We start from the raw sequence: 23,982 nt of genomic DNA, 5'->3' as shown, positions 1-23,982 counted from the left end.
TGCGTGGTCGGCCACCGAGTATCCGGCAGCCCGGCAGCGCGCCGACAGCCACGGTTTCATGGCTCGCACATGAAGATCTCATAGGTGATCGGCAGCTTCCGCCCGTCCCGGATCTGACCCGTCCGCTTGCCGCTTAGCCCGGTCGCAAGGACCACTCCCTACGTTCGGCGACAGTCAGCCCACTGCGTCCACGTCTATGGGAAGGGGGACGGCCGGTGGCCGTTCATACAGTGGAGAGCAACGAGTCCCCACCCGCCGGGAGCAAGGAGGTCCGTCGTCTGAACCGGGTGATCATCCGCTTCGCGGGTGACTCGGGTGACGGCATGCAGCTCACCGGCGACCGGTTCACCTCCGAGACGGCGTCCTTCGGCAATGATCTGTCGACGCTGCCGAATTTCCCCGCCGAGATCCGCGCCCCCGCCGGGACGCTGCTCGGAGTCTCCAGTTTCCAGCTGCACTTCGCCGACCACGACATCCTCACGCCGGGCGACGCGCCGAACGTCCTGGTCGCGATGAACCCGGCCGCGCTGAAGGCGAACATCGCCGATGTGCCGCGCGGCGCGGAGATCATCGTCAACACCGACGAGTTCACCTCGCGGGCACTCCAGAAGGTCGGCTACGCGTCAAACCCCTTGGAGGACAACGGACTTGACGCCTACCGGGTCCATCCCGTCCCGCTGACGACGCTCACGGTCGAGGCGCTGAAGTCCCACGGCCTTTCGCGCAAGGACGCCGACCGGTGCAAGAACATGTTCGTGCTGGGGCTGCTGTCGTGGATGTATCACCGGCCCACCGAGGGCACGGAGCGCTTTCTGCGGACGAAGTTCGCCAAGAAGCCCGATATCGCGGAGGCGAACATCGCGGCGTTCCGGGCGGGCTGGAATTTCGGGGAGACGACGGAGGATTTCGCGGTCTCCTACGAGGTGGCCCAGGCGGCGGCCGCGTTCCCGGCGGGCAGGTACCGCAATATCTCGGGGAACCTTGCGCTGTCGTACGGGCTGATCGCGGCGGGCCGGCAGACCGGGCTGCCGCTGTTCCTGGGCTCGTATCCCATTACTCCGGCCTCCGACATCCTGCACGAACTCTCCCGGCACAAGAATTTCGGGGTGCGCACCTTCCAGGCCGAGGACGAGATCGCCGCGATCGGGGCCGCGCTGGGTGCGGCGTTCGGCGGGTCGCTGGCCGTCACCTCCAACTCCGGGCCCGGTGTGGCGCTGAAGTCGGAGACGATCGGGCTCGCGGTGTCGCTGGAGCTGCCGCTGCTGATCGTGGACATCCAGCGGGGCGGGCCGAGCACCGGGTTGCCGACCAAGACCGAGCAGGCCGATCTGCTGCAGGCGATGTACGGGCGCAACGGTGAGGCGCCGGTGCCGATCGTGGCCGCGAAGACCCCGGCCGACTGCTTCGACGCGGCGCTGGAGGCGGCCTGGATCGCGGTCACCTACCGCACCCCGGTCTTCCTGCTGTCCGACGGCTATCTGGCCAACGGCAGCGAGCCGTGGCGCATCCCCCAGCTCGACGAACTGCCCGAAATGCTGGTGCAGTTCCCGCAAGGGCCCAACCACGTCCTGGACGACGGGAGTGAGGTGTTCTGGCCCTACAAGCGCGACCCGCAGACGCTGGCCCGCCCGTGGGCGATCCCGGGCACGCCGGGTCTTGAGCACCGGATCGGCGGGATCGAGAAGCAGGACGGCACCGGCAACATCTCCTACGACCCGGCCAACCACGACTTCATGGTCCGCACCCGCCAAGCCAAGATCGACGGAATTGCCGTACCTGACCTGGAAGTTGACGACCCTTCAGGCAGGGCCCGCACTCTCGTCCTGGGCTGGGGTTCGACGTACGGGCCGATCACCGCGGCGGTACGCCGGCTTCGCCGTACGGGCGAGGCGATCGCCCAGGCCCACCTGCGCCACCTCAACCCCTTCCCGTCCAATCTGGGCGAGGTCCTGCGCTCGTACGACCGTGTGGTGGCCCCTGAGATGAACCTGGGCCAGCTCGCGCTGCTCCTGCGCGGGACATATCTGGTCGACGTGGTCTCGCACACCCAGGTCAACGGGATGCCGTTCAAGGCCGAGCAGCTCGCCGCCGTACTCCAGGAGGCTCTCCATGCCCGCTGAGGCGCTCACCCTCGTTCCGAAGTCCGATGTGCGGCTGGCCGCCAAGGACTTCAAGTCGGACCAGGAGGTGCGGTGGTGCCCGGGCTGCGGGGACTACGCCGTCCTGGCCGCCGTGCAGGGCTTCATGCCCGAACTCGGCCTGGCCAAGGAGAACATCGTCTTCGTCTCCGGCATCGGCTGCTCCAGCCGCTTCCCGTACTACATGAACACCTACGGGATGCACTCCATCCACGGCCGTGCCCCCGCCATCGCCACCGGACTGGCCTCATCGCGACGCGACCTGTCCGTCTGGGTCGTCACCGGCGACGGCGACGCCCTGTCCATCGGCGGCAACCACCTCATCCACGCCCTGCGCCGCAACGTCAACCTCAAGATCCTCCTCTTCAACAACCGGATCTACGGGCTGACCAAGGGCCAGTACTCCCCCACCTCCGAGGTCGGCAAGATCACCAAATCGACGCCGATGGGCTCCCTGGACGCACCCTTCAACCCCGTCTCGCTGGCCATCGGCGCCGAGGCCTCCTTCGTCGCCCGGACGGTGGACTCGGACCGCAAGCACCTCACCTCGGTACTGCGCGAGGCCGCCGAACACCCCGGCACCGCCCTGGTCGAGATCTACCAGAACTGCAACATCTTCAACGACGGCGCCTTCGAGGTGCTGAAAGACAAGCAGCAGGCCGAGGAAGCCGTGATCCGCCTCGAGCACGGGCAGCCCATCCGCTTCGGAGCCCCCATGGAAAACGGACTCGGCTCCAAGGGCGTCGTACGGGACCCCGCCACCGGCGACCTCAAGGTCGTCCCGGTCACGCCCGAGACCGAGTCGCAGATCCTGCTCCACGACGCGCACTCCACCTCGCCCACCACGGCGTTCGCCCTCTCCCGCCTCGCCGACCCCGACACCCTGCACCACACCCCCATCGGCGTCTTCCGCAACGTCCAACGCCCCGTCTACGACACCCTCATGGCCGACCAACTCGACACCGCCATCGAACAGAACGGCAAGGGCGACCTGGCCGCGCTCCTCGCCGGCAACGACACCTGGACCGTGGAGAGTTCCTCATGACCTACGTCATCGCCCAGCCGTGCGTGGACCTCAAGGACAAGGCCTGTGTCGACGAATGCCCCGTCGACTGCATCTACGAGGGTCCTCGCAAGATGTACATCAACCCCGATGAATGCGTGGACTGCGGCGCCTGTGAACCCGTCTGCCCGGTCGAGGCCATCTTCTACGAGGACTCGATGCCGTCGGAGTGGGCCGGATACGCCACGGCCGACCAGGAGATCTTCGTCTCGGGCGAGGTGAGCGGTGGGGCCGGCGCCGCGGGCCCGCTGCCCGCCGACCACCCCGTCGTCGCCGCTGAGCCCGTAAAGGAGACCAACTGAGCTCTCTGCACGGCTCATTGGACGACGCGAGCGGCCCTTCACCCCGATGGTTCACGGGGGAAGGGCCGCTCGACGTGGTGCAGTGGGGCTGTGGCGCGTCGGGTGGGAGTGCGGTCACGCGGACCGCGGGAACGTGCCCGGGCCCTGCTGCCGCGCGCCCCGTGCCGAGGGGTGGCGGCTGCGCAGCATCCGCCGCCACTGCTCGGCGCTGTACTGAGCCGGTTCCGTGGTCGCGATGAAGTCCCGCAGGACGTTCTCGAAGCGCTGCGGGTCCGTACGGAAGGGGAAGTGGCCCGCCTCCTCGAAGATCTCCAGGCGGCTGCCGGGCATGGCCACATGGCCGAGTCCGGCGTGCGTGGCGGGCACCACCTGGTCGCGGCCTCCCCACACCAGCATCGTGGGCATCCCCCCGGCGAGATAGCAGCGGTCGAGCATGGTGCCGACCTGGCCGCGCCAGTCGACGACGGCCCGCAGTGTCCTGATGAAGGCGCTGCGCGAGGTGCCGTCGGGCAGCGCGTCCACCACCCGCAGCAGGTCGGGGGCGTCCACTCCGAGCCCGGTGTCGAGGAGCCTGAGCGCCTTGACGGCGATGCCGAGCTGGGTGCGCATGGTCGGGAGGCCCAGGGCCATCAGGAGCAGCTCGGCGCCCGGCAGTGTCGCCGCACGCAGCAGCGGGGTCACCTGGCGGCTGATCCCGCCGGTGCCGACGAGGACGAGCCGCTCGCACCGCTCGGGGAACTGGTAGGCGAACTGCATGGCCACCGCGCCGCCGAGCGAGTGCCCCACCAGCGTGACCCGTTCGATGCCGAGCACGCCGAGCAGGTCGCGCATCCCGTTGGCGTACGCGGCCAGGGAGTAGTCGGCGCGGGGTTTGTCGGAGGCGCCGTGGCCGAGCAGGTCCGGGGCCAGGACCCGGTAGTTGCGGGCCAGGCCCGGCATGATGTCGCGCCAGGTGTCGGAGGAGTCCCCGATGCCGTGGATCAGGAGGATCGCCCGGCCCTTGCCGGCCATCCGGAAGGCCCGCCGGTAACCGTGCACGGTGCGGTACCGCATCCGGATGGCCGAGCTGTTGCCGCGCTGCCCGGAGCCATTGTGCGAGGTCATGGTGTGCTGCCTCCCTCGGGGGCACGGTGGCGCCGCTCGCCCGGTCGTTCGCCGGGCTGCCGGAACGCCGCGGCGGGCCTGTGGTGGACGGTGGTCAGATCGCTTTCGGTCACTCCGAGCGAGGCGAGGCTCTGCCAGGGCCGGACCGTTCGGGACGTACGCGAGGGTTTCGGCGAGTCCGTCATGACGGGACACCTCCTCGGGTGGGCCGGCCGGTTCGGGGGGACCCTGCGGACCGGCCGGGCCCGGTGGTGACGCAGACGCGCCGGGCGAGGCGTCGGCGCAGCAGCGAGGAGAACAGCCAGCGCCGCATCGCGCCCAGGTGGGCGGGAGAACCGTGCACGTCGTCGAAGACCTTGAAGCGGGCGTTCTCGGCGCACCGGCGCAGCAGATCCTGTTCCCCGGCGGGGATGATCTCGTCCCGGCTGCTGGCGACGTACCGGACGGGTATCCGTACGGCGTGCAGTTCCTGCGGGGTGAGCGCGAACTGCGGCAGGAGGGAGCGGAGTTCGGCGGTGGTGGCGGTTCCGGTGAGGCGGCGCAGGGTTTCCGCGGTGATGCCGGGCACCTGCGGCCACCAATCGGTGTCGGCGAAGAACTCCGAGACGGGGGCGCCCACGGTGAGGACCTGGCACACCCTGCGGTCCCGTGCGGCCGCCCGCAGCGCGAGGTGGCCGCTGAAGCTGAGGGCGAGCATCGAGGTGTCGTCGACCGCCGCTCGGCCTTGCAGCCGGTCCATCAGGAACGTCAGCATCCGCCAGGAGTCGGGGGCGTACGGAAGGGTGTTCTCGCCGACGCCGGGCAGTTCCGTGACGACGGCGGCGAAGCCCAGCTTGCGCAGCACCGGCAGGAGCGGCGCCCACTGTTCCTTCACGCTGACGATGCCGCCCATCACCACAAGGAGCGGTCGCGGGCGTGGCGCGTCGAGGCCGGACGCCCAGCAGGCGAACGAACCGTCCGGGTGCTTGAACTCAAGGCGTTCGATGCCCTGTTGGCCCTTTCGCCAGCGGTCGAAGGTGTCCACGCACAGCCGCTGGGCGAGGGCCCTGTCGTCGTCCGCGTGGTACGGGAAGCGGGCGAGGGAGTAGTGCCTGCAGGCGTCCAGGAGGTCGCCGCGGGCCGCCGCGACCTTGCCCTCCGCGGTCCACACGGCGGCCCAGGACGCCGGGTCGCCCGCTGTGTCGTTGTCGATGCGTGCGAGCACTCCGGCGGCGTGGTCGGGCGCCATGCCCTGGCCGCGGGCGTGCAGGCGGGCGAATTCCTTGAGTTCTTCCAGATGGTCCATGTCTTTCCGCCCCGTCTCGTAGCGTCTTGTCCCGCGTCGTACGGTGTCGCGCCCGTTCGGTCAGTGGATGGCGCCGTCGGGGCGCCTGAGGCCGAAGCCGAAGGCACGGTCGACCGCGATGTGGGTGGTCCAGCCGAGTCCGGCGAGCAGCAGCGGCCGGTTCGCCGTGAGCACGCCCGCCGCCACGGCGGCGCCGGCCAGGCGCGGGTCGTGCAGGGTGTTGTAGAGGCGGACGGTGTCGGGCGAGAGCATGCCGGGGCCCGCGGGCGGTGTCGCGCCACGGTGGAAGAAGGCGGCGTCGGGGGCGACGAGCGCGGTCCAGAAGGTCCAGCCCACCGCCCCGCCGAGCGCGAGTCCGGTGCCGAACGCGGCGGCTCCGGTGACCGCGCTGAGCGCCCGCCCCGTGGTGGTGCGCCAGGTCCAGCGGTCCGCCGGGACGGGTGCCGGCGGAGCCGGGGCCCCGGCGGCCGGCGAGTGTGCCGGCGTCGTGCGGGGGGCGGGTTTCGTCACCCGGAGATCGGTCTTCATGGAGCGTCTCCTGTCGCGGTCACCTGCGCGGCTTGTCGGTTCTGCCGCCAGTGTTCCCGCGGGTGCTTGGGGCCCGCTTGTACGGGATCGGGCCCCGTCACCACCAGTCGTCGGCCGCGTCCTCCTGCGCCTCGTCCTCGCCGAGCACCTCGGCGAGCGCGTCCATGATTCCCGCGTCGAGGGCGGTGCCTGCGGCCGTGTCGGCCGTGGGGCCGAACCCCGCGTCGCCGACGGCCACGCTGACGGTGTACGCGCCGTCGATGTCGTACGTACGGAACGTCCACTCGCCGTCCGAACCGGGGCTGCCGTCGGGGCGCAGCACATCGGTGGACGTGCCGTCCGTACGGAAGCCGAAGTTGGTGAAGCGGAACTGCATGCCGAGGCCGATCGCCTTGCTGTAGGCCTCCTTCAGCGTCCAGAGCCGCACGAGCGCCGGATCGCGTTCCTCCGGCGCCATCGCCTCGATCTCGGCGGCCTCGTGCGGGGTGCACAGATGCCGGTCGAGCCCCGGACCGTACAGCTTGCGGTCGGCGAGCTCCGCGTCCACGCCGATGACACCGCCGGTGGCCAGGCCCACGAGAAGCAGCTCGTCGGTGTGGCTGAGGCTGATGTGCACGCCGTCGTAGCCGCGCAGATAGGGCCGCCCGGTGTGCGTGTAGCCCAACTCGACGGCCTGCGGCGGCACATGGAGTGCCGCCGCGGCCGCGAACTTGAGCAGCACCCGGGACGAGGCGAACCTGGTCCGTACGTCCGGGTGGGTCAGCTCCAGGAAGCGCGCCCAGTCCCGGCCGAGCAGGGCCCGCAGGCGCGGGCCCTTCGCCTGCTCCGGACGCCAGTCGCCCAGGCGGGCGTAGAGGATCGTGCAGGCGTGCCGGTCCAGGTCAGCGCGGACTTGGCTCCAGTCCCCGCCGGGCCCCGTGATCACGATCGGCTCCCCGATGGTCCGGAGGGCAGGCCTGCCCGCTGGAGCCGTCATCAAAGGCCTCCATGGTGTGGTGGAGATCGGTCAGCAGGTCGGCGGCCGACCCGCCGTCGATCACCCGGTGGTCGAAGGTCAGGCCGAGCCGGAGCACGGGTGCGGCGGCCACGGACCCGTCCGCGCGGACCACGGGCCGCTGTGCGACCCGCCCCGCGCACAGGGTGACGGCGGTGCCGCCCGCCGAGTGGAAGCCGTCCACCGAGCCGTGCCCGAGTGAACTGACCGAGACGGTGCCGAAGACGGCGGGCCGCTTGCGCGGGTCGCGCAGCGCCGCCGCGAACGCGGTACGGGCCACCGGCAGCGGGAGGCGTCCGAGCATCCGCACGCCCTTGAACTCGGGGAGTTCGGCGGTGTCCTGCCCCCGGTAGCGGTCGACCTGCTGCTGTATCTCGCGCAGCCCTGCCCGCTCCAGGTTCGGCACCAGGGCGGACAGGACGGTCCGTTCGCCCTCCACTTTCCGGTCGAGTGCGAGTTTCGCGGTCACGCCCTCGAACCGCACGATGCGGGGCGCGCGCAGCAGGCCCGGCCAGCCCGGTGCCATCACCGCGTTGGCCTCGGGGTGCCGCTCCAGGGCGCGGCCCGCCGCGTACAGCAGATACGTCACGTACGAGTAGCGCAGGCCGCGGGCCCGGGCCTCGGACCGGTGTTCCTGGATCCGCGTCATGTCGATGTCGGTGTCCAGATGCACCGGGCGCTGGCCGGCCGCCCACTCCAGGAAGAACAGAGTGTGCCGACGGCGCCGCTCCACGACGGTGCGCGCCCCGGGCGCCGTGGCCCTGCTCATGCCGGCACCGCCAGGTCGTAGATCTCCTTCAGGCTGCGCGCCTCCAGGATCCTGCCGACGGGGACGCCGTGGCCGGTGGCGCGTTCCAGGGCCGTCACCAGTTTCAGCAGGTAGAGGGAGTCCCAGTCGGGGAGTTCGTCGAAGTCCGCCGTGACGTGCTCGGGCTCCAGGGGGATGCCGATCTCGTCGCGGACGAGTCGGGTGAACGCGTCGACGGTGAAGGTGCTCGCGGGGCTGCTCATATCTTCTCCAGGGCGAAGCCGGCTTTGATCCACTTGCTTGACTCGACGGCGACCGCCAGGGCCTTCTCGCCCGGTGACATCTCGCCGAGGAGCTTCTCCATCTGCAGGAAGGGCAGGGCGTTGCCGTTGTTCCCGGTGTCGGCGACGCAGGACACCTCGCGGGCGGTCGGCAGGCCGAGCTCCTCGGTGATGCGGCGCGTCATACGGCCCGACAGCTGGGGCGGCAGCAGATAGTCCAGGTCGTCGGCCTCCCAGTCGAGTTCGCCGAGGAGTTCCCAGAGGATCTCCACGGCCATCACCGGTACGCCTTCCTCGATGGCCTTGTAGTCCTCGGTGAGCGCCTGGCGGTCGTCGTGGCGGTCGGCGAGCCCGAACCACTCGATCACCTGCCCCGCCTTGCGGCCGAGGCCCGTGAACCGGTTGAGGACGCGGCGCACCGCGATCCGCTGCCCGGCCGGCTCGGACGTGAGCACGGCGGCGCCGGCACCGTCCCCGAAGAGGACGAAGTTGACCAGGTCGCTGGGGGCCGCGTCGGAAAGGTCGCGCTTGACGTCGAGGTGTTTGCTGCACACGTCGCCGCCGATAACGAGGCCGGTGCGGTACTGCCCCGAGGCGATCATGGTCTGGGCCAGGCTGAGCGCCTGGACGGCGCCCGCGCAGCCCGACTGGAGCTGGAAAGTGGGCACTTGGTCGAGGCCGAGCTGGTCGGCGACGTCGTTGACGGTGGCCGGCATGAGGGTGTCGGGCGTCGCGGTGCCGAGCACGATGAAGTCGATGTCGGCGGCGTCGACGCCGTCCGCGTACAGGGCCTTCTCGGCGGCCTTCGCACACAGGTCGGCGAGGGACCAGCGGACCTCGCCGGTGGCCAGGTCGCGGGCGAAGTGCCGGGTCTTGGTGCCGATGAAGACCTCGATCCACTCCTCGTTGACGCCCAGCATCTTGGCGAGCGTCGCGTTGTCCACCGGGTCGCCGGGCAGGGCGGTGCCGATGGACGCGATATGGGCGGTGGGGGTGGTCTCGGTGTGCGGTTCCTGGCTCATGCCGTCCTCTCTTCGTGGCCGGGTGCGGCGGCGTCGATCTCGTGGAGGAAGCTGACGAGGTCGCCGATGGTGGCGAGCCGCGGCAGCAGATCCTGGACGGTCACCGAGTCGAGCCCGGTGAGCCGCTCGTCCAGACGGGTCTTGAGCTCCATGACCATCACGGAGTCGAAGCCGAGGTCCTCGTACAGGCGCAGCTTCGGGGTGAGTTCGTCGGAGCTGTAGCCGCCGACCTGCCCGACGGCCTCCAGGGCGGCGAGCGCCACCGGGCCGTCCGCCTTGCCGCGGCTGACGTTGAGCACGGCGACGGCGCCGGACTGGGGCTGCCGGGTCTCCTTGGTGTCCCTGGCCTCCCTGGTCTCCCGCCCGCGCTCCGGCGCGGTGAACTCCGAGGCCGGGGCGACCGGTCGGGGTGCGGCGCCGCGCGAGGGGATCCGCGCCGCCCAGTAGCGGTGCTGGTCGGAGAAGGCGTACGCGGCGAGCTGCTGCGGTACGCGGTCCCGCTCCTCGTAGACGGCGTCCCAGTCGGGGTCGACGCCGCCGCGGTACAGCGCGGCCAGGGCGTCGGCCAGGTCCTGGCCGCCCGCGCCCTCGGCGGGCACCGGCGTGACGTGTGTGGGCTCCGGGCCTGGCCGCGCACCACTGAGGGAGCGGACCATCCGGGACAGGACGGGGCGCGGCCCGGTCTCCACCAGATGGCTCGCCCCGTCGTCGAGCAGGGCGGCCGCCGCGTCGGCGAAGAGGACCGGGGCGCCGATGTGTTCGGTCCAGTACGCCGCGTCCATCGCCTCGCCGTCGAGGAGGCGCCCGCGCACCGTCGAGTAGACCGGGATGCCGGGCACCCCGCCGCCGACCTTCTCGGCGAGCGCCGCGAAGCGTTCGACGACCGGCTCCATGAGCGGCGAGTGGAAGGCGTGCGACACCGTCAGCCTGCGGGTACGCACGCCGTCCGCGGTCAGCACGGTCTCGATGCGCTCCAGGGCGGCGAGATCACCGGACAGGACGGTGGCCTGCGGACCGTTGACGGCCGCGATGCCCACCGACGGTTCCGCGGCCACCCGCTCCTCGAGGGACTCGCGCGCGGCCCGCACCGACAGCATGCCGCCGCCCTCGGGGAGTTCCTGCATCAGCGCGCCCCGCGCCGCGATCAGCCGCGCCGCGCCGTCCAGGGGCAGCGCCCCGGCGAGGACGGCCGCCGCGTATTCGCCGACGCTGTGCCCGATGAGCAGGTCGGGCCGCACGCCGAGCGCGTCGAGGGTGCGCCCCATGGCGTACTCGACGGCGAACAGGGCGGGCTGGGTCCATCGGGTGCGGTGGATGGCGTCGACGTCGCCGGACCTGCCGAGGAGCAGATCGCGTACGGAGGTGTCCGTGTGCGGCAGGAGCGCCGCGTCGGCCTCGTCGAGGAAGGAGCGGTACAGGCCCGAGTCCCGGTAGAGGCCCGCCGTCATCGCCGGGTACTGGGAGCCCTGCCCGGTGTGGAGGAACGCGACCCGCGGGCGGCCGGTGGGCGCCGCGGTGAGGCGGTCGAGGACGTCGTCGTCCGCCGCGGCCTCCCGCAGCCGGGTCACCAGCTGCGCCGTGTCCGCCGCGGAGACGGCGAACCGGTGGCGGTGGCCGCCCTTGACGTGGTTGCTGGTCCAGCCAAGCGCCCCCACCGGCACCCGCCGCGCCGCCGCCGCGTCCGCCTGGGCGAGCAGGTTGCGCCGCAGCGATTCGACGCCCGGCGCGGTGAGAGTGAACACGGCGGCGGCGAGCCCGCCGGGTGCGTCGGAGGGCCGCGCCGGCCGGCCCGCGGCCGCCGGTGCGCTCTCCAGGACGGCGTGGGCGTTCGTGCCGCCCATGCCGAAGCTGCTGAGCCCGGCGACGACGCCCGTCGCGGGCAGCCGGAGAGGGGCCTTCAGGAGTCTGAGTCCGCGCTCGCGCAGCTTCAGGCCGGGGTTCTCCTTGGCGGCGAACCGGCTCGCGGGAACCACCCTGTGGTGCAGGGCGAGGGCGACCTTGATGAGGCCCGCGATGCCCGCGGCGCCCTCGGTGTGCCCCAGGTTGCCCTTGACCGAGCCGAGCGCCATCGGCTTGCCCTCGCGCCCGGCGTGATGGTGGCCCAGGGCCTTGATCTCCATCATGTCGCCGAGGGCCGTGCCGGTGCCGTGCCCTTCCGTGAAGGTGACGTCGGACGCCTCCACGCCGGCCCTGCGGTAGGCGGCGGCGAGCACGTCCTGCTGTGCCCAGCGGTTGGGTGCGGTGATGCCGTTGGAGCGCCCGTCCTGGTTGACGGCGGTGCCGCGGATCACCGCGTAGACGCGCTGCCCGTCGGCGACCGCGTCCGCCAGCCTGCGCAGCACGACGACGCCGACGCCCTCGCCGCGCCCGATGCCGTCGGCGTCCGCGCTGAACGGTTTGCAGCGGCCGTCGGGCGCGGAGAGGCCCGCCTGTGTGTAGAAGATCGAGAGGGCCGGGGTGAGCGCGACGTTGACGCCCCCCGCGAGCGCGACGTCGCTCTCCCCGGACAGCAGGGAGTTGACCGCGAGGTGCACGGCCACCAGCGACGACGAGCAGGCGGTGTCGACGGCCAGCGAGGGCCCCTTGAGGTCCAGGTGGTAGGAGACCCGGTTGGCGGTCATGCAGTAGCCGTTGCCGGAGCCGATCTGCGCGGTGACGTTGTCGTAGTCGGTCAGGTGGAGCTGCGCCCACTCGTTGCCCATGACGCCGACGAAGACGCCGGTGTCCGATCCGGCGAGGCGGTGCGGGGCGACCCCGGCGTCCTCGACGGCGCGCCAGGCGCACTGCAGGAGCAGCCGCTGCTGCGGGTCCATGGCGGCGGCCTCGCGCGGCGAGATGGTGAAGAACTCGTTGTCGAACGCGTCGGGGTCGCTGACGAAGCCGCCCTCGGTGGTGTTCGTGTGCCCCGGCGAACCGGCGGCCGCGTGGAACTCCTTGGCCTCCCACCGCAGCCGGGGCACCTCCCCCACACCGTCTCCCGAGCGCAACAGCAGGTCCCAGTAGGCGCGGGTGTCCGGCGCCCCCGGGAACCTGCAGTCGATGCCGACGATGGCGATGGGTTCCATCAGCTGGCGCCGCCTTCCACGGCCGCGAATTCCGCGAGGAGGTGGTCGGCGAGCGCGTGCACCGTCGGGTAGTCCCAGGCGGCGGTGGGTTCGAGGACGAAGTCGAAGTCCTCCTCGATGTCGCCGCACAGGCCGAAGGCGGCCACCGAGTCGAGGCCGTACTCGGCCAGCGGCACGGCCGCGTCGATCTCGGACGGCTGCCGCTTGAGGTACAGGGCGATGCGCTCGGTCAGCCAGGTGGTGAGCGACTCACGGGTGTGTCCGGTGAGGGATGCGGGCATGGTGCACTCCTTGGTTCGGCGGTGAGTGGCTCGGGGTCAGCCGGCCAGCGGCGTGTTGTAGAGGTCGAAGCTCCGGCGTTGGTCGAAGCGGCGCAGCACTTCCTCGTGCAGCCGGGCGTCGACGGCCGCGGGCAGGTCCGGGGGCTGCTGGCCGAGCCGGCGTGCCAGGCGGTGCAGCACGGCGGCGAGCCAGGACGGGTCGGCGAGGAACGTGTCGTCGCCGGTGCGTGCCTGCTGCCAGACGCCGATCGCGGAGGCGGCGGCGAGGAGCACCGCGTACCGGTCGGCGAGGGCGAAGGTGGCGGGGCTCGCCAGGGCGGTGCGGTTCTCCGGGGCGAGCGCGAGGCTCGCCTCCTGCAACTGGCGCAGCTCGTCCATCATCTTCAGGGCGATGCCGTGGACCGCCCGCTCCTCGGGGGTGGAGCTGGGCAGTTCCTCGACGGCGGCGACGAGGGTGGCACTGAGCGCGTCGCGGCCGCTGGCCAGGGTGAGCTTCTCGAAGGGGATGTCCGGCAGGTCCTCGCGCAGCCGGAACAGCGATCCCGGCGCCGGGTCCCCCGCGAACCAGGACCGCCGGGCGAGGCGGGCCAGCTGGGGGATGATCGTGGCCTGGCAGGCCGCGGAGCCCGCGTGGCCGAGGCTGAGCACCGGCAGGTCCCTGATGTGCTTCTGGAAGATGCCGAACTCGCCCTCGCGGACGTAGAAGCGGGCCCCGAGGACGATGGACAGGTCGTGCATCGTCTCGGTGAGCATCTTCGGCACCAGGTATTTGGTGGCGGCCGCGTAGACGCTGGTCTCGTCCGGCAGCAGATGCACCGCGCGGGTCGCGGCCAGCGAGAGGCTGTCGCAGGCGAGGAGGTCGAGGAAGGCCCCGGACAGGGTCGCCTTGGCGTGCGGGATGTCCATCACGGACTTGCGGTACAGCTCGCGGCCCAGCGCGAACGAGACGACGGTGCGCAGGCTGGTGTCGGCCGCGCCGAGTGCCATGCCGGGTACGGCGCTGCGGGTGATCTGGAAGGCGCGCAGGGCGAGTTCGACTCCCATGCCGCGATCCCCGACGAGCGCGTCGGCGGGCACCGGAGTGTCGTCGAAGTGCAGCCCCGACAGATGGCAGCCGCGCACGCCGACCGCGTCGTAGCGCGGCAGCACCCGGTAGCTTCCGGCGTCCAGGCCCGCCCGCTCGGCGAAGACGACCGAGTGGCTGCGGCTGCCGGGGGCCTGGCTGGTGCGGCTGAACAGGACCCAGGCCGCGGCCCGGTCGGCGTTGTTGATGACCTGCTTCTCGCCGGAGAGCAGAAGGCCTCCGTCCGGTCCGTCCTTGGCCTCGAACTCATTGCGTACGAAGTCGTTGCCGTGCGCCAGTTCGTGGTACGCGACCGAGACCTTGCCGCCGTCGAGCAGGATCCGGGCGAGGCGTTCGCGCTGCTCGGCGGAGCCGGACGTCCATACGTTGACGCCCGCCATGAACGAGGTCACGCCGTAGCCGAGGCCCAGGGTGACGTCGCGGCGGAACACCTGGCGCATCACCCGTACCAGCGTGTCGATCCGCTCCAGGCGGCCGCCGTGCTCCCGCGGCACGAAGTCGGCGTTGAGCACCGCCTCGTCGAGGACGCGCTCACCGGCCGGGGAGATCTCCCCGGCTTCGTCGGCCTCCAGGAGCCGGGCGTAGGAGACGGGGTTCTGCTCGTCGGTCGGGTCGCCGAGACGTTTCTCCAGCTCGGCGACGCGGGCGGCGACCCTGGTCTCCTGGTCGGTGGCGGGGGCTTCTGGGGCCCCCTGGGGCAGGGAACCGGTCAGCATGACGTCCTCTCGTTCTCGCCGTGCGTGGCGGCGGTGTTCGCGGGGTTGGTGCCTGCGGATTCGGGCGGGGCCGGTTCCCGCTGCTCCAGGAGCGAGAACAGGCGGCCCCGGGCGCGCGCGGACCGCAGTTCGGCGAGCAGCGCCTCGTAGGTCTCGGGCTCCGAGTCGTCGGCCGTGCCGGGCGAATCGCTCTCCCCGAGGCCGGCGAGGATCCGGTCGAGCGCGGCCCGCAGCCACAGCGCGTCCCGCCAGAGCGCGGCGGTCTCGCCCTCGCCGAACCGGTCCGCGTTCGCGGCCCACAGGCCGGTGACGGCGGCGCCCGCGTAGCACAGGGTGTAGCGGCGGGCCGTCTCGAAGGCGGCCGGTGGCACGTCGGTGACGACGTCCTGGTGGCTCTCCATCTCGGCGTGCACCGTGTCGGTGACGGCGAGCAGCCGCCGGGCCGCGGCGACGGCCGGCCACAGCTGGGGGCGGGACTGCGCGCGGCGGGTCAGCTCGGCGACATGGCCCGCCAGGCCCGCGATGATGCCGCTGCCGCGCCGTGCGACCACGGACAGTTGGCCCGGGTCGAGCGGGGGCAGCGGCACAGCCAGGTCCTGGGCGGCCGCGGCTCCCGCCGTGTCGCCGGTGCCGCGGCGGTGACCGCGTACCAGCGAACGGAACTGGTTCACGACGGAGTTGAGGTTCACCAGTGTGTTGCCGTCGAACAGGCCCACGATGCGGTGGTCCCGGTCGAGCTTCTGGAACCGGCCGTGCGCGTACACGTCCTTGAGGAAGGCGCGGGCGCCGAGCAGCCGGGTCAGTTCGGTGAGCACGCTCTCGGTGCCGGAGGGCAGCAGGTACTTGGTGACCGCGGCGGTCAGGCTCATCTCCGCGGTCTGGGTGTGCACGGCGCGCGAGGCCACCAGGGCGAGCGCCTCGTGCAGGAGTACGTCGGCGGCCGCGGCGCCCAGGGTCCTGCGGGCCTTCGGCAGCTCGATGAGCCGCCGCCCATACAGTTCGCGCTGCTCGGCGAAGTCCAGGGCGATGCGCAGGCCGTGGTCGCCCGCGCCGAGCGAGAGCGCGGCGCACATGGTGCGGGTCAGTTGCAGGGCCTTGATGACCGTCTCGATGCCGCCGCCCTCGGCGCCGACCAGGGCCCGGCGCGGCACCCGGGCGCCGTCGAAGACGATGCCCGAGATGTCGGCGCCCCGGATGCCGTGCGTGTCCACCTTGGGCAGATGCCGGTAGGCGGCCTCGTCCAGCTCCCGCTTGTCGACGAGCAGGACGCTGAAGCCGCGCGGGCCGCCCGCCGGGTTCGTGCGGGTGAGCAGCGCGAGGAGCGAGCCGCGGGTGGCGTTGTTGATGAGCCACTTCTCGCCGCTCACCAGCCAGCCGTCACCGTCGCCGTCTTCCGGCGCGTTCACCGGGCTGCCCTGCACCTCGCACGCGAGCAGGTCGCTGCCGTGGGCCCGCTCGGTGAGGCCGAGCGAGACCGGCACCCCGGCCCGGATGTCGGCGCCGAGCCGCTCGGCCTGCTCCGGCCCTCCGGCCACCCAGACGCAGACGCCGCCCAGATAAGTCTTGCCGTGTCCGATCGCGGTCGTCAGATCGCGCCTGGCGACGGCCCGCAGGAGCTGGAGCAACTGCTCGTAGTCGTGGAGCTGTCCGCCGTGCTGGACCGGCACGTAGTAGTCGCTCAGGCCCCACTCCTGGAGGAGACGGCAGATGTCCGCGGGAAACTCCTCCTTCTCGTCGAGCTCGGCGCAGCGCTCGTACGAGAAGGTGGTGCGCGGGTCGTTCGGATCCCCGAGGAAGGCGTCGAACTCCTCGGCCAGCCGGTACGGCGGATGCTCCATGTCAGGCTCCCGGAACCAGCGGGCGGTCGATGGCGTCGGCGACGAGCTCACGGACCGCGGGCTCAAGGACCTCGTACAGCGGGGTGATCTGTCCCTTGAGGAACAGCTGCTTCATCAGCGTGCGCTGGATCTTGCCGCTGGTCGTCTTGCGGATCGTGCCGGGGCGCACCAGGAGCACATTGCCCGCGGGGATGTTGAACTCCCGTCCGACAAAGGCCTGGACGCCGGTGGCCAGGGTGCGCAGATCGGTGGCGATCTTGCTGGTGCGCACCTCCTGGACAATGATCAGGTGCTCGCGGTCGGTCTCCACGGCGAAGACCGAGCCCGCACCGATGCCGAGCGCCTTGTCGGTGCCCTGTACCGCCCGCTCGATGTCCTGCGGGTAGAGGTTGCGGCCCGCGAAGATGACCAGTTCCTTGAGCCGGCCCGTCACATAGAGCTGGCCGTCCTCCAGGACGCCCAGGTCGCCGGTGCGCAGCCAACCGCCGGCGTCCTGGCCGCCGTTGCCGTTCGAGATGGCGGCGTCGAAGATCTCCTTGTTGGTCAGCGGGCGCTTCCAGTAGCCGCCCGCGACGCTCTCGCCGCGCACCCAGATCTCGCCGACGGTTCCCTCGTCGCGCTCCTTGTGGGTCTCCGGGTCGACGATGCGTACGTCGAAGTCGTCGGCGTTGACGATGCCGCTGCTGACCAGGGTGCGGCTCGGCGCGTTCTCGCGCGGGTCGGCGAGCTCACCGGCCTCCAGGGCCTCGGAGTCGACGCCGAGGATGACGGGCCTGCTGGCCTGCGGGGTGCCGGAGACCAGGAGCGTCGTCTCGGCCATGCCGTAGCAGGGGAAGAAGGTCTCGGGCCGGAAGCCGGCGGGTGCGAAGCGTTCGGTGAAGGCCCGTATCGTCTCGGCCCGCACGGGCTCCGCTCCGTTGCAGGCCACCCGCCAGCTGGACAGGTCGAGGGTGGCGAGCTGCTCGTCGGTGACGCGGCGCAGGCACAGGTCGTAGGCGAAGTTGGGGCCGCCGCCGATGGTGACCTTGTGGTCGCCGATCATCTGGAGCCAGCGGTGCGGCCGCTTGAGGAACGACACGGGCGACATCAGGGCGGCCGAGCCGCCGAGGAACAGGGGCTGGAGGATGTGCCCGATCAGGCCCATGTCGTGGTAGAAGGGCAGCCAGCCGCCGTAGCGGGTGTGGGCGTCGCCCCCTGCCGAGTTCTTGATGGCCTGTTCGTTGGCGAGCAGGTTGCGGTGCGAGACCATGACGCCCTTGGGGTCGCTGGTCGAACCCGACGTGTACTGGAGGAACGCGAGGTCTTCCGGGACCAGGCTCGGCGCGGTCCAGGCCGCCGCGTCACCGTGGTCGGGGGCGTCGGTGGCCAGGCACCGCACGTCGGTCATGTTCTCGGCCGCGAGCCAGGCCGTGATGTCGGGGGCGTTGTCCGAGTCGGTGAGGACCGCGCGCGCCTCCGCGTCGCGCAGGATCCCCGAGACCCGGGTGAAGTGGTTGCCCTGCTCGGTGGGGAGCGGCGCGGGCACCGCGACGGCCCCCGCGTACAGGCAGCCGATGAAGCCCTTGACGAATTCGAGGCCGGAGGGGAACAGCAGCAGGACCTGGTGCCCGGCGGCCCCGTTCTGCTGCAGCCAGGCCCCTATTTTGCGGGCCTCCAGGTCGAGTTGGCGATACGTCAGGTGCTGGGGGGCCGAACCCTTGGCGTCGTCCGGCAGAAAGATGAAGGCGTCCTTGGATCCGAGCGCGTCGGTACGCGCCAGGACCAGTTCCGTAAAGGTTCGGAAGGCTGTCAACGTCGTTCCCTGACCTTTCGACGATCCGCCGGCGCAGCGCCGGACGTTGGTCTTTTCGGACAATGCGATGCTGCGGCGGAGAGCTTGGGTGCCGCTTGTGCGGGGGCCTGACACGTTTCGACGGCCTTGATGTCAGCCCGCCGGGCGGGCGCTCGGCGCGAAGTCGGCGTCCAGGGCGAGGTGTTCCGGGACCGGCGGGATGTCGCCGAGCGAGTGGGTGAACTCAAGGCTTCCGTCGACCGTTTCGGCGGTCGTCCCGAAGCCGAGCGAGGGGTAGAAGCCGCGCACGCGGTGGTTCTTCGCGGTGGGCCGGTAGCTCGCGTGCACGGCCGCCGCCCCGGTGTCCCTGGCGTGTGCGAGGAGGGCGGACAGGGCCGCCTGCTCGATGCCGCGGGCGAAGACCCGGCAGCTGAGCAGCATGTTGTCCAGGTGCAGGGTGCCGTCGTCGCGGTGCGCGAAGACGGCGCCGATCACGCCGTTGTCGCCGAACCTGTCGCGGGCGCGCAGGGCCAGGACGAGGTGGTCGGGATCGGTGCGCCGCTCCTGTACGTCGGCCTCCTGCAGTCTGCGCGTGGTGAGGTTGAACTGGTTGGTGCGCAGGGTGATCTGGGAGATGCGGGCCACCTCGTGGTCGCGTACGGGCGACATCTCCAGGCGGATGTCCAGGGCCCGCAGATAGTCCTCCATCGAGCCCGAGCTCTCCTGGAGGTCCTGCCGCTCGGCCTCGGAGCGGTACTGGCCCGAGCGCAGCCGGTCCTCCGCGGTCAGCGCGCGTACGTCGAACCAGCCGTCGGCGAGCAGCCGGTCCACGTGCAGCGCGGGTTCCTCGTCGAGCCTGACCACGGCGACTTCCGGCAGGCCCGCGGCCACGAGACCGCACTCGAAGGGCGAGTCGTCGGCGAAGACGAAGCTGTCGACGCCGAGGTTGAGGCGCGCTGCGATGTCGCGGAGGTTTCCGTCCTTCGGGTCCCAGTTGGCGTTGATCCGCGTGAAGTCGGCCTCGCGCAGGGTCATGTCGGGGTGCTCGCGCAACACGTCGACGACCGGTTCCCGGTCGTTCTTGCTGCACACCGCGAGCAGTACGCCCTGGGCGCCGATCTGTTTGACGGTGCGCTGGAACTTGCCGAACGCCTCGCCGCGGTACGTCGTCGCCGCCGCGATGCCGTCCGCGCCGTCGTCGCCGAGGATGCCGTCCCACAGGGTGTTGTCGAGGTCGACGACCAGGACCTTCTTGGCGCGGCCGCGCAGAGTCCGGGCCAGGTGCCCGACCTCCCGCGCGTACCGCCCCAGAACCTCCTCCCCCAGGTGCACCTTCGCGTAGGCGGCGAGCCTGCTGTCGCGCACCGGGCCGCCGTCGGCGATCAGCGGGTCCAGGTCGACCACGTGCAGGCGCGGGTGGTCGGCGGCAAGGCGCAGCAGCCCCGCGTTGAACTCGCGCCAACGCCAGGCGAGTTCGGTGCGCGATGCCTGGTCGACGAGCTGGTGCGTGTGGCTGCTCAGGAGCGGCAGGGTGTTGAGGACCAGGGTGCCGGGGCCGTGCTCGGTGTAGCGCGCGACGAGTCCGGCGAGCTGCTTCAGCTTGCCGTCCAGGGCGGCGGCCAGGTCCGTGATCTGCCAGGGCAGCGGGAGCTCGTCGAACACGAGCTGCGCGTCCAGGACGCACAGGGCGAGTTCCGTGCCGGGCTCGTACAGCGGGCTCGTCGTGTCCTGGAGGTCCCGCAGCCAGGAGTCGTACTCGGCGTCGGAGATCCGCACCGGTATGCCGTGCCGGGCGAACTGGGCGGTGAGCGCCGGGGGCAGCGCGTCCAGCATGCCGTGCCCGGTCAGCGCCACGGTCGCCGGTGCGGCGCCCGGGTGCAGCTCTCTGATGCTCTCCGGGGAGACCCGGGCGAGCAGCCGCCCGGCGCGGGCCAGGGCCGCGAAGTCCGCGTCGTGACCGATGAGTTCGGCCAGGAGCGCGGGCACCGCCGGGTACTCGGCCGCGATCCGCCCCTCCTGGTGCAGGGCACGGAGCCGGTCGAGCGGCCCCAGCCGCTCCGCCTCGGGGGTCGTCACTGCTGTGGTCACGTTCCGCTTCTCCCGTCAGTAGCGCGGCAGCCACCCGCACACCCATCACCGCCGCTCCAGACCAACCACCGTGATCGGGGCAGCTAAAGGGGCGGTTGCAGGCCGCAGGCCCCAAGCCCCAGGCCGCAGACGGAACGCGCAGGCCGCAAACCGCAGGGCGCAGGCGGAACGCGCAGGGCGCGCCCTGCGCGGGCCGGATAGGCCCCGCCCGGCGCGAGCCGGAATAGGCGCACCCGGCGGAAGCCGGAGCTGGGGGCTTCAGCGAGGCGCAAGCGGGCGCGCGCACGATGCCGTACCTGCACGCACGTCCGACCCGGAACATCCAGTCCCCGCCGGCCACCCCGGCCCGGCATGCGAGGAGACCTCATGAAGACCGACCCGGCTCCCGAGCGGGGTACCGCTCACGCGGGGGCGTCCGCACCTGCCGCCACCGCTCCGCCAGACCCCCGGCGCTGGTGGGTGCTCGGAGTCATCTCCCTTGCCCAGTTCGTCATCGCCATCGACTCGTCCGTCGTCAACGTGATGGGCCCCGAGCTCAAGGACGCCATCGGCCTGTCGACCACCGGCCTGCAGTGGGTCATGAACATCTACGTCCTCCTCTTCGGAGGCCTCCTGCTGCTCGGCGGCCGGCTCGCCGACGTACTCGGCCGCCGCCTCGTCTTCCTGGCCGGCCTCGCGCTGTTCACGCTCGCCTCGCTGGGCGCCGGAATCGCCGATTCGGAGGGCGCGCTGCTCACCGCGCGTGCGCTCCAGGGCATCGGCGCCGCCGCCCTCTCGCCCGCCTCGCTGTCCATCCTGGTGACGACGTTCCCCGACACCAAGGAACGGGCGAAGGCGTTCGGCGTCTGGGGCGCGGTCATCGGGATCGGCGCGAGCACCGGCACCATCCTGGGCGGAGCCATCGCCAACGTCGACTGGCGCTGGGCGTTCTGGATCAACGTGCCGGTCGGCCTGCTCGTCGGCGCCGCCGCTCTCGTCCTCATCAAGGCGCCCCGCCCCTCGGGCGAGCGTCCCGCGAAGGACCTGGCGGGAGCCGTCACGGCGACCGGCGGTCTGCTGCTGCTCGTGTACGCCATCGTGACCTCCGGCGACCACGGCTGGACGGACTGGCGCACCCTGGGTGCCTTCGCCGGCGCGGCCGCGCTCCTCGTCGCGTTCGTCGTGGTGGAGGGGCGCAGCAAGGCGCCGCTCGTACCGCTGCGGCTCTTCCGTTCGCGTTCCGTGGTGGCGGGCGGTCTCGGCGAGTTCCTCACCGCGGCGATCATGATGCCGATCTTCTTCCTGCTTCCGCTGTGGATGCAGGGCGTTCTCGGCTACAGCCCGCTGCGGACCGGCCTCGCGTATCTGCCGGTGAGCATCGCGCTGATGGTCCTGGCTCCCCTGGCCTCCACCCTGATCGGCAGGACGGGACCGCGGAACATGTACCTGGCCGGTACGGTCGCGCTGGCGGGCTGTGTCGTCATGCTGATCGGCCTGCCCGTGCACACCGGTTACTGGAGCTTCCTCCTTCCGGCCACCACGCTGTTCGGTGTCGGCCTGGTGTTCTGCCTGATCCCGACCCCGGTCGTGGGCACGTCGGAGGCGACCGACGAGGACGCGGGGACCACGTCCGCGCTGCTCAACGCCTCGACGCAGATCGGTGCCGCGTTCGGTATCGCCGTCGCCGTGACGGTGCTCAACCACAAGACGGCATCGGAGGCCGCGCACGGCGTGGGGCCTGATGTCGCGCTGGTGAACGGTTTGCAGTCCGCGTTCACGGTCCTGCTCGTCTTCCTGGCCCTGTCGGTGCTCACCGGGCTCCTCGGCTTCCGGCGCGGCCCCCTCGCTTCGGCCGGCACGGAGAGCACGGCCACGGCGGAGGACACCCCCGCGGCCCCGGCGGTCAAGTCCCCCGCGCAGACCGTGGGCTGAGCCCGCCCCTTCCTACGCCGCTGTGGCCCGCTTCCCGGATGACGGGACGGCGGGCCACAGCGGCGTACGGGGGGATCAGCCGGCATCGTGGAGTTCTCCGAGCCGCAGCGCGACGCTCTCCGCGAGGGCGGCGGCGGTCAGCGAGGCACCGCCGACCGCCTCAACGGCCCCGGATACGGATACGGATACGGACACGGACACCGCAAAGTCCCGCACCGTCACCGAAAGAGCGTGCTCGGCGGCGAGTTCACCGAGCCGTGCGGGCAGCGGTGTGATCCATCCCGGGTCCACGACGGTCACCCCCACCCCCCGCTCGTCGAGCAGCCGGGCCGCGTCCAGGCAGATCCGGGCCATGGCCCCGACGGACACGATGAGTACGTCGTCGGGCAGCCGCTGCGGCGCACGGCAGAGCACGTCGAGCCCCCGGTCGTGGGCCACGGCCTCGACGTCCGGGGGCACGGGCCCTTCGGGGAAGCACACCGCGGTGGGCGCGTCCCCGATCCCCAGGGCCTCCCGCAGCCGCGCCCGCAAACTCGCCCCGTCACGCGGCACCGCACAGCGCACCCCGTCCGGCAGCCCGGCCGGGGACAGCGCACCGCCGAGCACGAAAGTCGTCCCGCGCCCACGGCGGGCCGCGGCCGCCGGCACCCCGTCGGGCACGGCGACCACGGGATGCAGCCCCTCGGCGGCGAGTCCCGCCGCGCAGTAGGCGGCGTGCTCCCGGCTGCCGCCCGCGGCGAAGGCACGCTCCGGGTCAAGGGCGGCGAACTCCGCGAAGACACGGGGAAGCCGCCGGGCAGCGCCCACCGCGACGACGTGCGGCTGCTCCGCCCCGGCCTCGGCCAGTTCCTCGGCGAAGACGGCCGCCCACGACCGGGACGGCGCGAGGCCGATCCGCCCGGGCCTGGCCCGCCCGGGGGCCACGCAGTGGACGACCGCCGGGCGTCCCGCGTCCCTGGCCGCACGCAGCGCGGACTCAAGCCGCGCGGGGCTGGAGCCGTCGACCGGCCCGGTGTGGTCGAGACCCGGCCCGCCGAACGCGTCGTACAGGCTCGCCCCGACGAGCGGAGCGCGGCGCAGCGCGCCCCCGATCCGGCCGGTGAGCCCACCCCGCGCACCGCTGTGCGACCCCGGGCCACCGCTCTCCTCTCCGATGACCACGACGACGATCCGCAGTCCGGGGGTCCGGGCGAGGGAGTCGAGGGCTTCCCTGGCCGCGTCGGTCGCGAGGGTCGCGCCGTCCACGACGGCGACGGCGTGCCGGTCGGTGCGCCCGCCGAGCAGAAAGGCGCGGGCGAGCCCTTCGGCGTACGAGAGGGCCCGGGTGCCGAGGGCTTCGGTGGCGCCGATCCGGTTCATGAACTCGGCGCGGTTCCGCAGCAGTTCATAGGCGTACGCCCACCGGGGTCTCTCCCAGGCCACCTGGTCCCGGGCGGAGTCGAAGACGCGGTGCAGGGCGATGCCCAACTCGACGGTGGTGTCCGCGCCGGGGTGGGGGGCGAGGAGTTTCCGTACCTCCACGGCCAGCGCGGGCAGTCGCGCCGGCCGCAGGGCGCGTACGTCGTGCGGCCCGTACACGTCGTCGAGCACGAGCGGCCACGGCTGGGTCTCCGGCATCACAGCGCACCTCCTGATCAGGTCGCGGCCCGCTCCGGCGACCCTTCACGGTGGCACGCGGGGGCGTACCGGGACAGTGATCCGGACACGGGCCGGACCGTGCGTGCGCGAGGGCCGGACCATGAGCAATTCATGGTCCGGCCGCC

19 protein-coding genes are annotated in these 23,982 nt (G+C 71.9%); 4 read left to right on the top strand and 15 right to left on the bottom strand.

From position 1 onward, the window contains the following. Window positions 1-215: 215 nt before the first annotated feature. The 3 genes from ABZ906_RS00640 to fdxA are packed head-to-tail and all read left to right on the top strand — an operon-like array spanning window position 216 to window position 3,503. Window positions 216-2,120, top strand: coding sequence for a 2-oxoacid:acceptor oxidoreductase subunit alpha (locus ABZ906_RS00640; protein ID WP_361375726.1), 1,905 nt, complete (start codon window positions 216-218; stop codon window positions 2,118-2,120). After that, on the top strand, window positions 2,110-3,183 hold the full coding sequence (locus ABZ906_RS00635; protein WP_361375723.1) for a 2-oxoacid:ferredoxin oxidoreductase subunit beta: 1,074 nt from the start codon (window positions 2,110-2,112) through the stop codon (window positions 3,181-3,183). The genes ABZ906_RS00640 and ABZ906_RS00635 overlap by 11 nt, the downstream gene beginning before the upstream one ends. Continuing rightward, complete coding sequence (fdxA, locus tag ABZ906_RS00630; RefSeq protein WP_361200432.1) at window positions 3,180-3,503, top strand: ferredoxin; 324 nt, start codon at window positions 3,180-3,182, stop codon at window positions 3,501-3,503. The genes ABZ906_RS00635 and fdxA overlap by 4 nt, the downstream gene beginning before the upstream one ends. Window positions 3,504-3,617: 114 nt before the next feature. Here the strand turns inward: fdxA and ABZ906_RS00625 are convergent, their stop codons facing one another. From ABZ906_RS00625 to ABZ906_RS00560, 14 genes are all read right to left on the bottom strand, one after another. Beyond that, window positions 3,618-4,607, bottom strand: a complete 990-nt coding sequence (locus ABZ906_RS00625; RefSeq protein ID WP_361200435.1) for an alpha/beta hydrolase — start codon at window positions 4,605-4,607, stop codon at window positions 3,618-3,620. Next, window positions 4,604-4,792, bottom strand: coding sequence for a hypothetical protein (locus tag ABZ906_RS00620; RefSeq protein WP_361375720.1), 189 nt, complete (start codon window positions 4,790-4,792; stop codon window positions 4,604-4,606). Before ABZ906_RS00620 ends, ABZ906_RS00625 begins: the two co-directional genes overlap by 4 nt. Then, window positions 4,789-5,892: an alpha/beta hydrolase gene (locus tag ABZ906_RS00615; protein WP_361375717.1), complete on the bottom strand. Its 1,104-nt coding sequence runs from the start codon at window positions 5,890-5,892 to the stop codon at window positions 4,789-4,791. Before ABZ906_RS00615 ends, ABZ906_RS00620 begins: the two co-directional genes overlap by 4 nt. A 60-nt stretch (window positions 5,893-5,952) precedes the next feature. Beyond that, window positions 5,953-6,420, bottom strand: a complete 468-nt coding sequence (locus ABZ906_RS00610) for a DUF4260 family protein (protein ID WP_361200443.1) — start codon at window positions 6,418-6,420, stop codon at window positions 5,953-5,955. Between the two features lie 97 nt (window positions 6,421-6,517). Then, the gene (locus ABZ906_RS00605; protein WP_361200446.1) at window positions 6,518-7,345 is read right to left on the bottom strand and encodes a 4'-phosphopantetheinyl transferase superfamily protein; all 828 of its coding nucleotides are present in this window, start codon (window positions 7,343-7,345) and stop codon (window positions 6,518-6,520) included. Further along, window positions 7,302-8,183: a 2-oxo acid dehydrogenase subunit E2 gene (locus tag ABZ906_RS00600; RefSeq protein ID WP_361200449.1), complete on the bottom strand. Its 882-nt coding sequence runs from the start codon at window positions 8,181-8,183 to the stop codon at window positions 7,302-7,304. The genes ABZ906_RS00605 and ABZ906_RS00600 overlap by 44 nt, the downstream gene beginning before the upstream one ends. Continuing rightward, window positions 8,180-8,425 (bottom strand): acyl carrier protein, encoded by a 246-nt coding sequence (locus ABZ906_RS00595; protein WP_361375714.1) that lies wholly within the window; start codon window positions 8,423-8,425, stop codon window positions 8,180-8,182. Before ABZ906_RS00595 ends, ABZ906_RS00600 begins: the two co-directional genes overlap by 4 nt. Next, on the bottom strand, window positions 8,422-9,465 hold the full coding sequence (locus ABZ906_RS00590; RefSeq protein WP_361200455.1) for a 3-oxoacyl-ACP synthase III family protein: 1,044 nt from the start codon (window positions 9,463-9,465) through the stop codon (window positions 8,422-8,424). The genes ABZ906_RS00595 and ABZ906_RS00590 overlap by 4 nt, the downstream gene beginning before the upstream one ends. After that, entirely contained in the window at window positions 9,462-12,530 is a 3,069-nt protein-coding gene (locus tag ABZ906_RS00585) for a beta-ketoacyl synthase N-terminal-like domain-containing protein (RefSeq protein WP_361375711.1), read from the bottom strand. The genes ABZ906_RS00590 and ABZ906_RS00585 overlap by 4 nt, the downstream gene beginning before the upstream one ends. After that, window positions 12,530-12,811, bottom strand: a complete 282-nt coding sequence (locus tag ABZ906_RS00580; RefSeq protein ID WP_361200461.1) for an acyl carrier protein — start codon at window positions 12,809-12,811, stop codon at window positions 12,530-12,532. The genes ABZ906_RS00585 and ABZ906_RS00580 overlap by 1 nt, the downstream gene beginning before the upstream one ends. Before the next feature lie 36 nt (window positions 12,812-12,847). Further along, entirely contained in the window at window positions 12,848-14,611 is a 1,764-nt protein-coding gene (locus ABZ906_RS00575; protein WP_361375708.1) for an acyl-CoA dehydrogenase, read from the bottom strand. Then, window positions 14,605-16,449: an acyl-CoA dehydrogenase family protein gene (locus ABZ906_RS00570; protein WP_361375705.1), complete on the bottom strand. Its 1,845-nt coding sequence runs from the start codon at window positions 16,447-16,449 to the stop codon at window positions 14,605-14,607. The genes ABZ906_RS00575 and ABZ906_RS00570 overlap by 7 nt, the downstream gene beginning before the upstream one ends. Before the next feature lies 1 nt (window position 16,450). After that, window positions 16,451-18,241: a fatty acyl-AMP ligase gene (locus ABZ906_RS00565; RefSeq protein WP_361375702.1), complete on the bottom strand. Its 1,791-nt coding sequence runs from the start codon at window positions 18,239-18,241 to the stop codon at window positions 16,451-16,453. Window positions 18,242-18,373: 132 nt separating this feature from the next. Next, window positions 18,374-20,308, bottom strand: coding sequence for an HAD-IIIC family phosphatase (locus ABZ906_RS00560; protein WP_361375699.1), 1,935 nt, complete (start codon window positions 20,306-20,308; stop codon window positions 18,374-18,376). A gap of 366 nt (window positions 20,309-20,674) precedes the next feature. On the opposite strand from ABZ906_RS00560, the gene ABZ906_RS00555 reads away from it, so the two are divergent. After that, window positions 20,675-22,219 (top strand): MFS transporter, encoded by a 1,545-nt coding sequence (locus ABZ906_RS00555; protein ID WP_361200474.1) that lies wholly within the window; start codon window positions 20,675-20,677, stop codon window positions 22,217-22,219. A gap of 75 nt (window positions 22,220-22,294) precedes the next feature. Here ABZ906_RS00555 and ABZ906_RS00550 read toward each other — a convergent pair whose 3' ends face one another. Beyond that, window positions 22,295-23,836, bottom strand: coding sequence for a 1-deoxy-D-xylulose-5-phosphate synthase N-terminal domain-containing protein (locus tag ABZ906_RS00550; RefSeq protein WP_361375696.1), 1,542 nt, complete (start codon window positions 23,834-23,836; stop codon window positions 22,295-22,297). Window positions 23,837-23,982: the final 146 nt, after the last annotated feature.

Origin of the sequence: Streptomyces sp. NPDC046925 (assembly GCF_040644915.1) — a bacterium.
Taxonomy (GTDB): Bacteria; Actinomycetota; Actinomycetes; order Streptomycetales; family Streptomycetaceae; genus Streptomyces.
Note: the sequence above shows the minus strand (reverse complement) of the source record. Positions and strands in the feature narration are given on the sequence as shown.

Excerpts from the sequence above, each read along its gene's own strand:
- ABZ906_RS00635 (WP_361375723.1), top strand. The coding sequence starts at position 2,110 with ATGCCCGCTGAGGCGCTCACCCTCGTTCCGAAGTCCGATGTGCGGCTG.
- fdxA (WP_361200432.1), top strand. The coding sequence starts at position 3,180 with ATGACCTACGTCATCGCCCAGCCGTGCGTGGACCTCAAGGACAAGGCC.
- ABZ906_RS00625 (WP_361200435.1), bottom strand. The coding sequence starts at position 4,607 with ATGACCTCGCACAATGGCTCCGGGCAGCGCGGCAACAGCTCGGCCATC.
- ABZ906_RS00620 (WP_361375720.1), bottom strand. The coding sequence starts at position 4,792 with ATGACGGACTCGCCGAAACCCTCGCGTACGTCCCGAACGGTCCGGCCC.
- ABZ906_RS00615 (WP_361375717.1), bottom strand. The coding sequence starts at position 5,892 with ATGGACCATCTGGAAGAACTCAAGGAATTCGCCCGCCTGCACGCCCGC.
- ABZ906_RS00610 (WP_361200443.1), bottom strand. The coding sequence starts at position 6,420 with ATGAAGACCGATCTCCGGGTGACGAAACCCGCCCCCCGCACGACGCCG.
- ABZ906_RS00600 (WP_361200449.1), bottom strand. The coding sequence starts at position 8,183 with ATGAGCAGGGCCACGGCGCCCGGGGCGCGCACCGTCGTGGAGCGGCGC.
- ABZ906_RS00595 (WP_361375714.1), bottom strand. The coding sequence starts at position 8,425 with ATGAGCAGCCCCGCGAGCACCTTCACCGTCGACGCGTTCACCCGACTC.
- ABZ906_RS00590 (WP_361200455.1), bottom strand. The coding sequence starts at position 9,465 with ATGAGCCAGGAACCGCACACCGAGACCACCCCCACCGCCCATATCGCG.
- ABZ906_RS00585 (WP_361375711.1), bottom strand. The coding sequence starts at position 12,530 with ATGGAACCCATCGCCATCGTCGGCATCGACTGCAGGTTCCCGGGGGCG.
- ABZ906_RS00580 (WP_361200461.1), bottom strand. The coding sequence starts at position 12,811 with ATGCCCGCATCCCTCACCGGACACACCCGTGAGTCGCTCACCACCTGG.
- ABZ906_RS00575 (WP_361375708.1), bottom strand. The coding sequence starts at position 14,611 with ATGCTGACCGGTTCCCTGCCCCAGGGGGCCCCAGAAGCCCCCGCCACC.
- ABZ906_RS00570 (WP_361375705.1), bottom strand. The coding sequence starts at position 16,449 with ATGGAGCATCCGCCGTACCGGCTGGCCGAGGAGTTCGACGCCTTCCTC.
- ABZ906_RS00555 (WP_361200474.1), top strand. The coding sequence starts at position 20,675 with ATGAAGACCGACCCGGCTCCCGAGCGGGGTACCGCTCACGCGGGGGCG.
- ABZ906_RS00550 (WP_361375696.1), bottom strand. The coding sequence starts at position 23,836 with ATGCCGGAGACCCAGCCGTGGCCGCTCGTGCTCGACGACGTGTACGGG.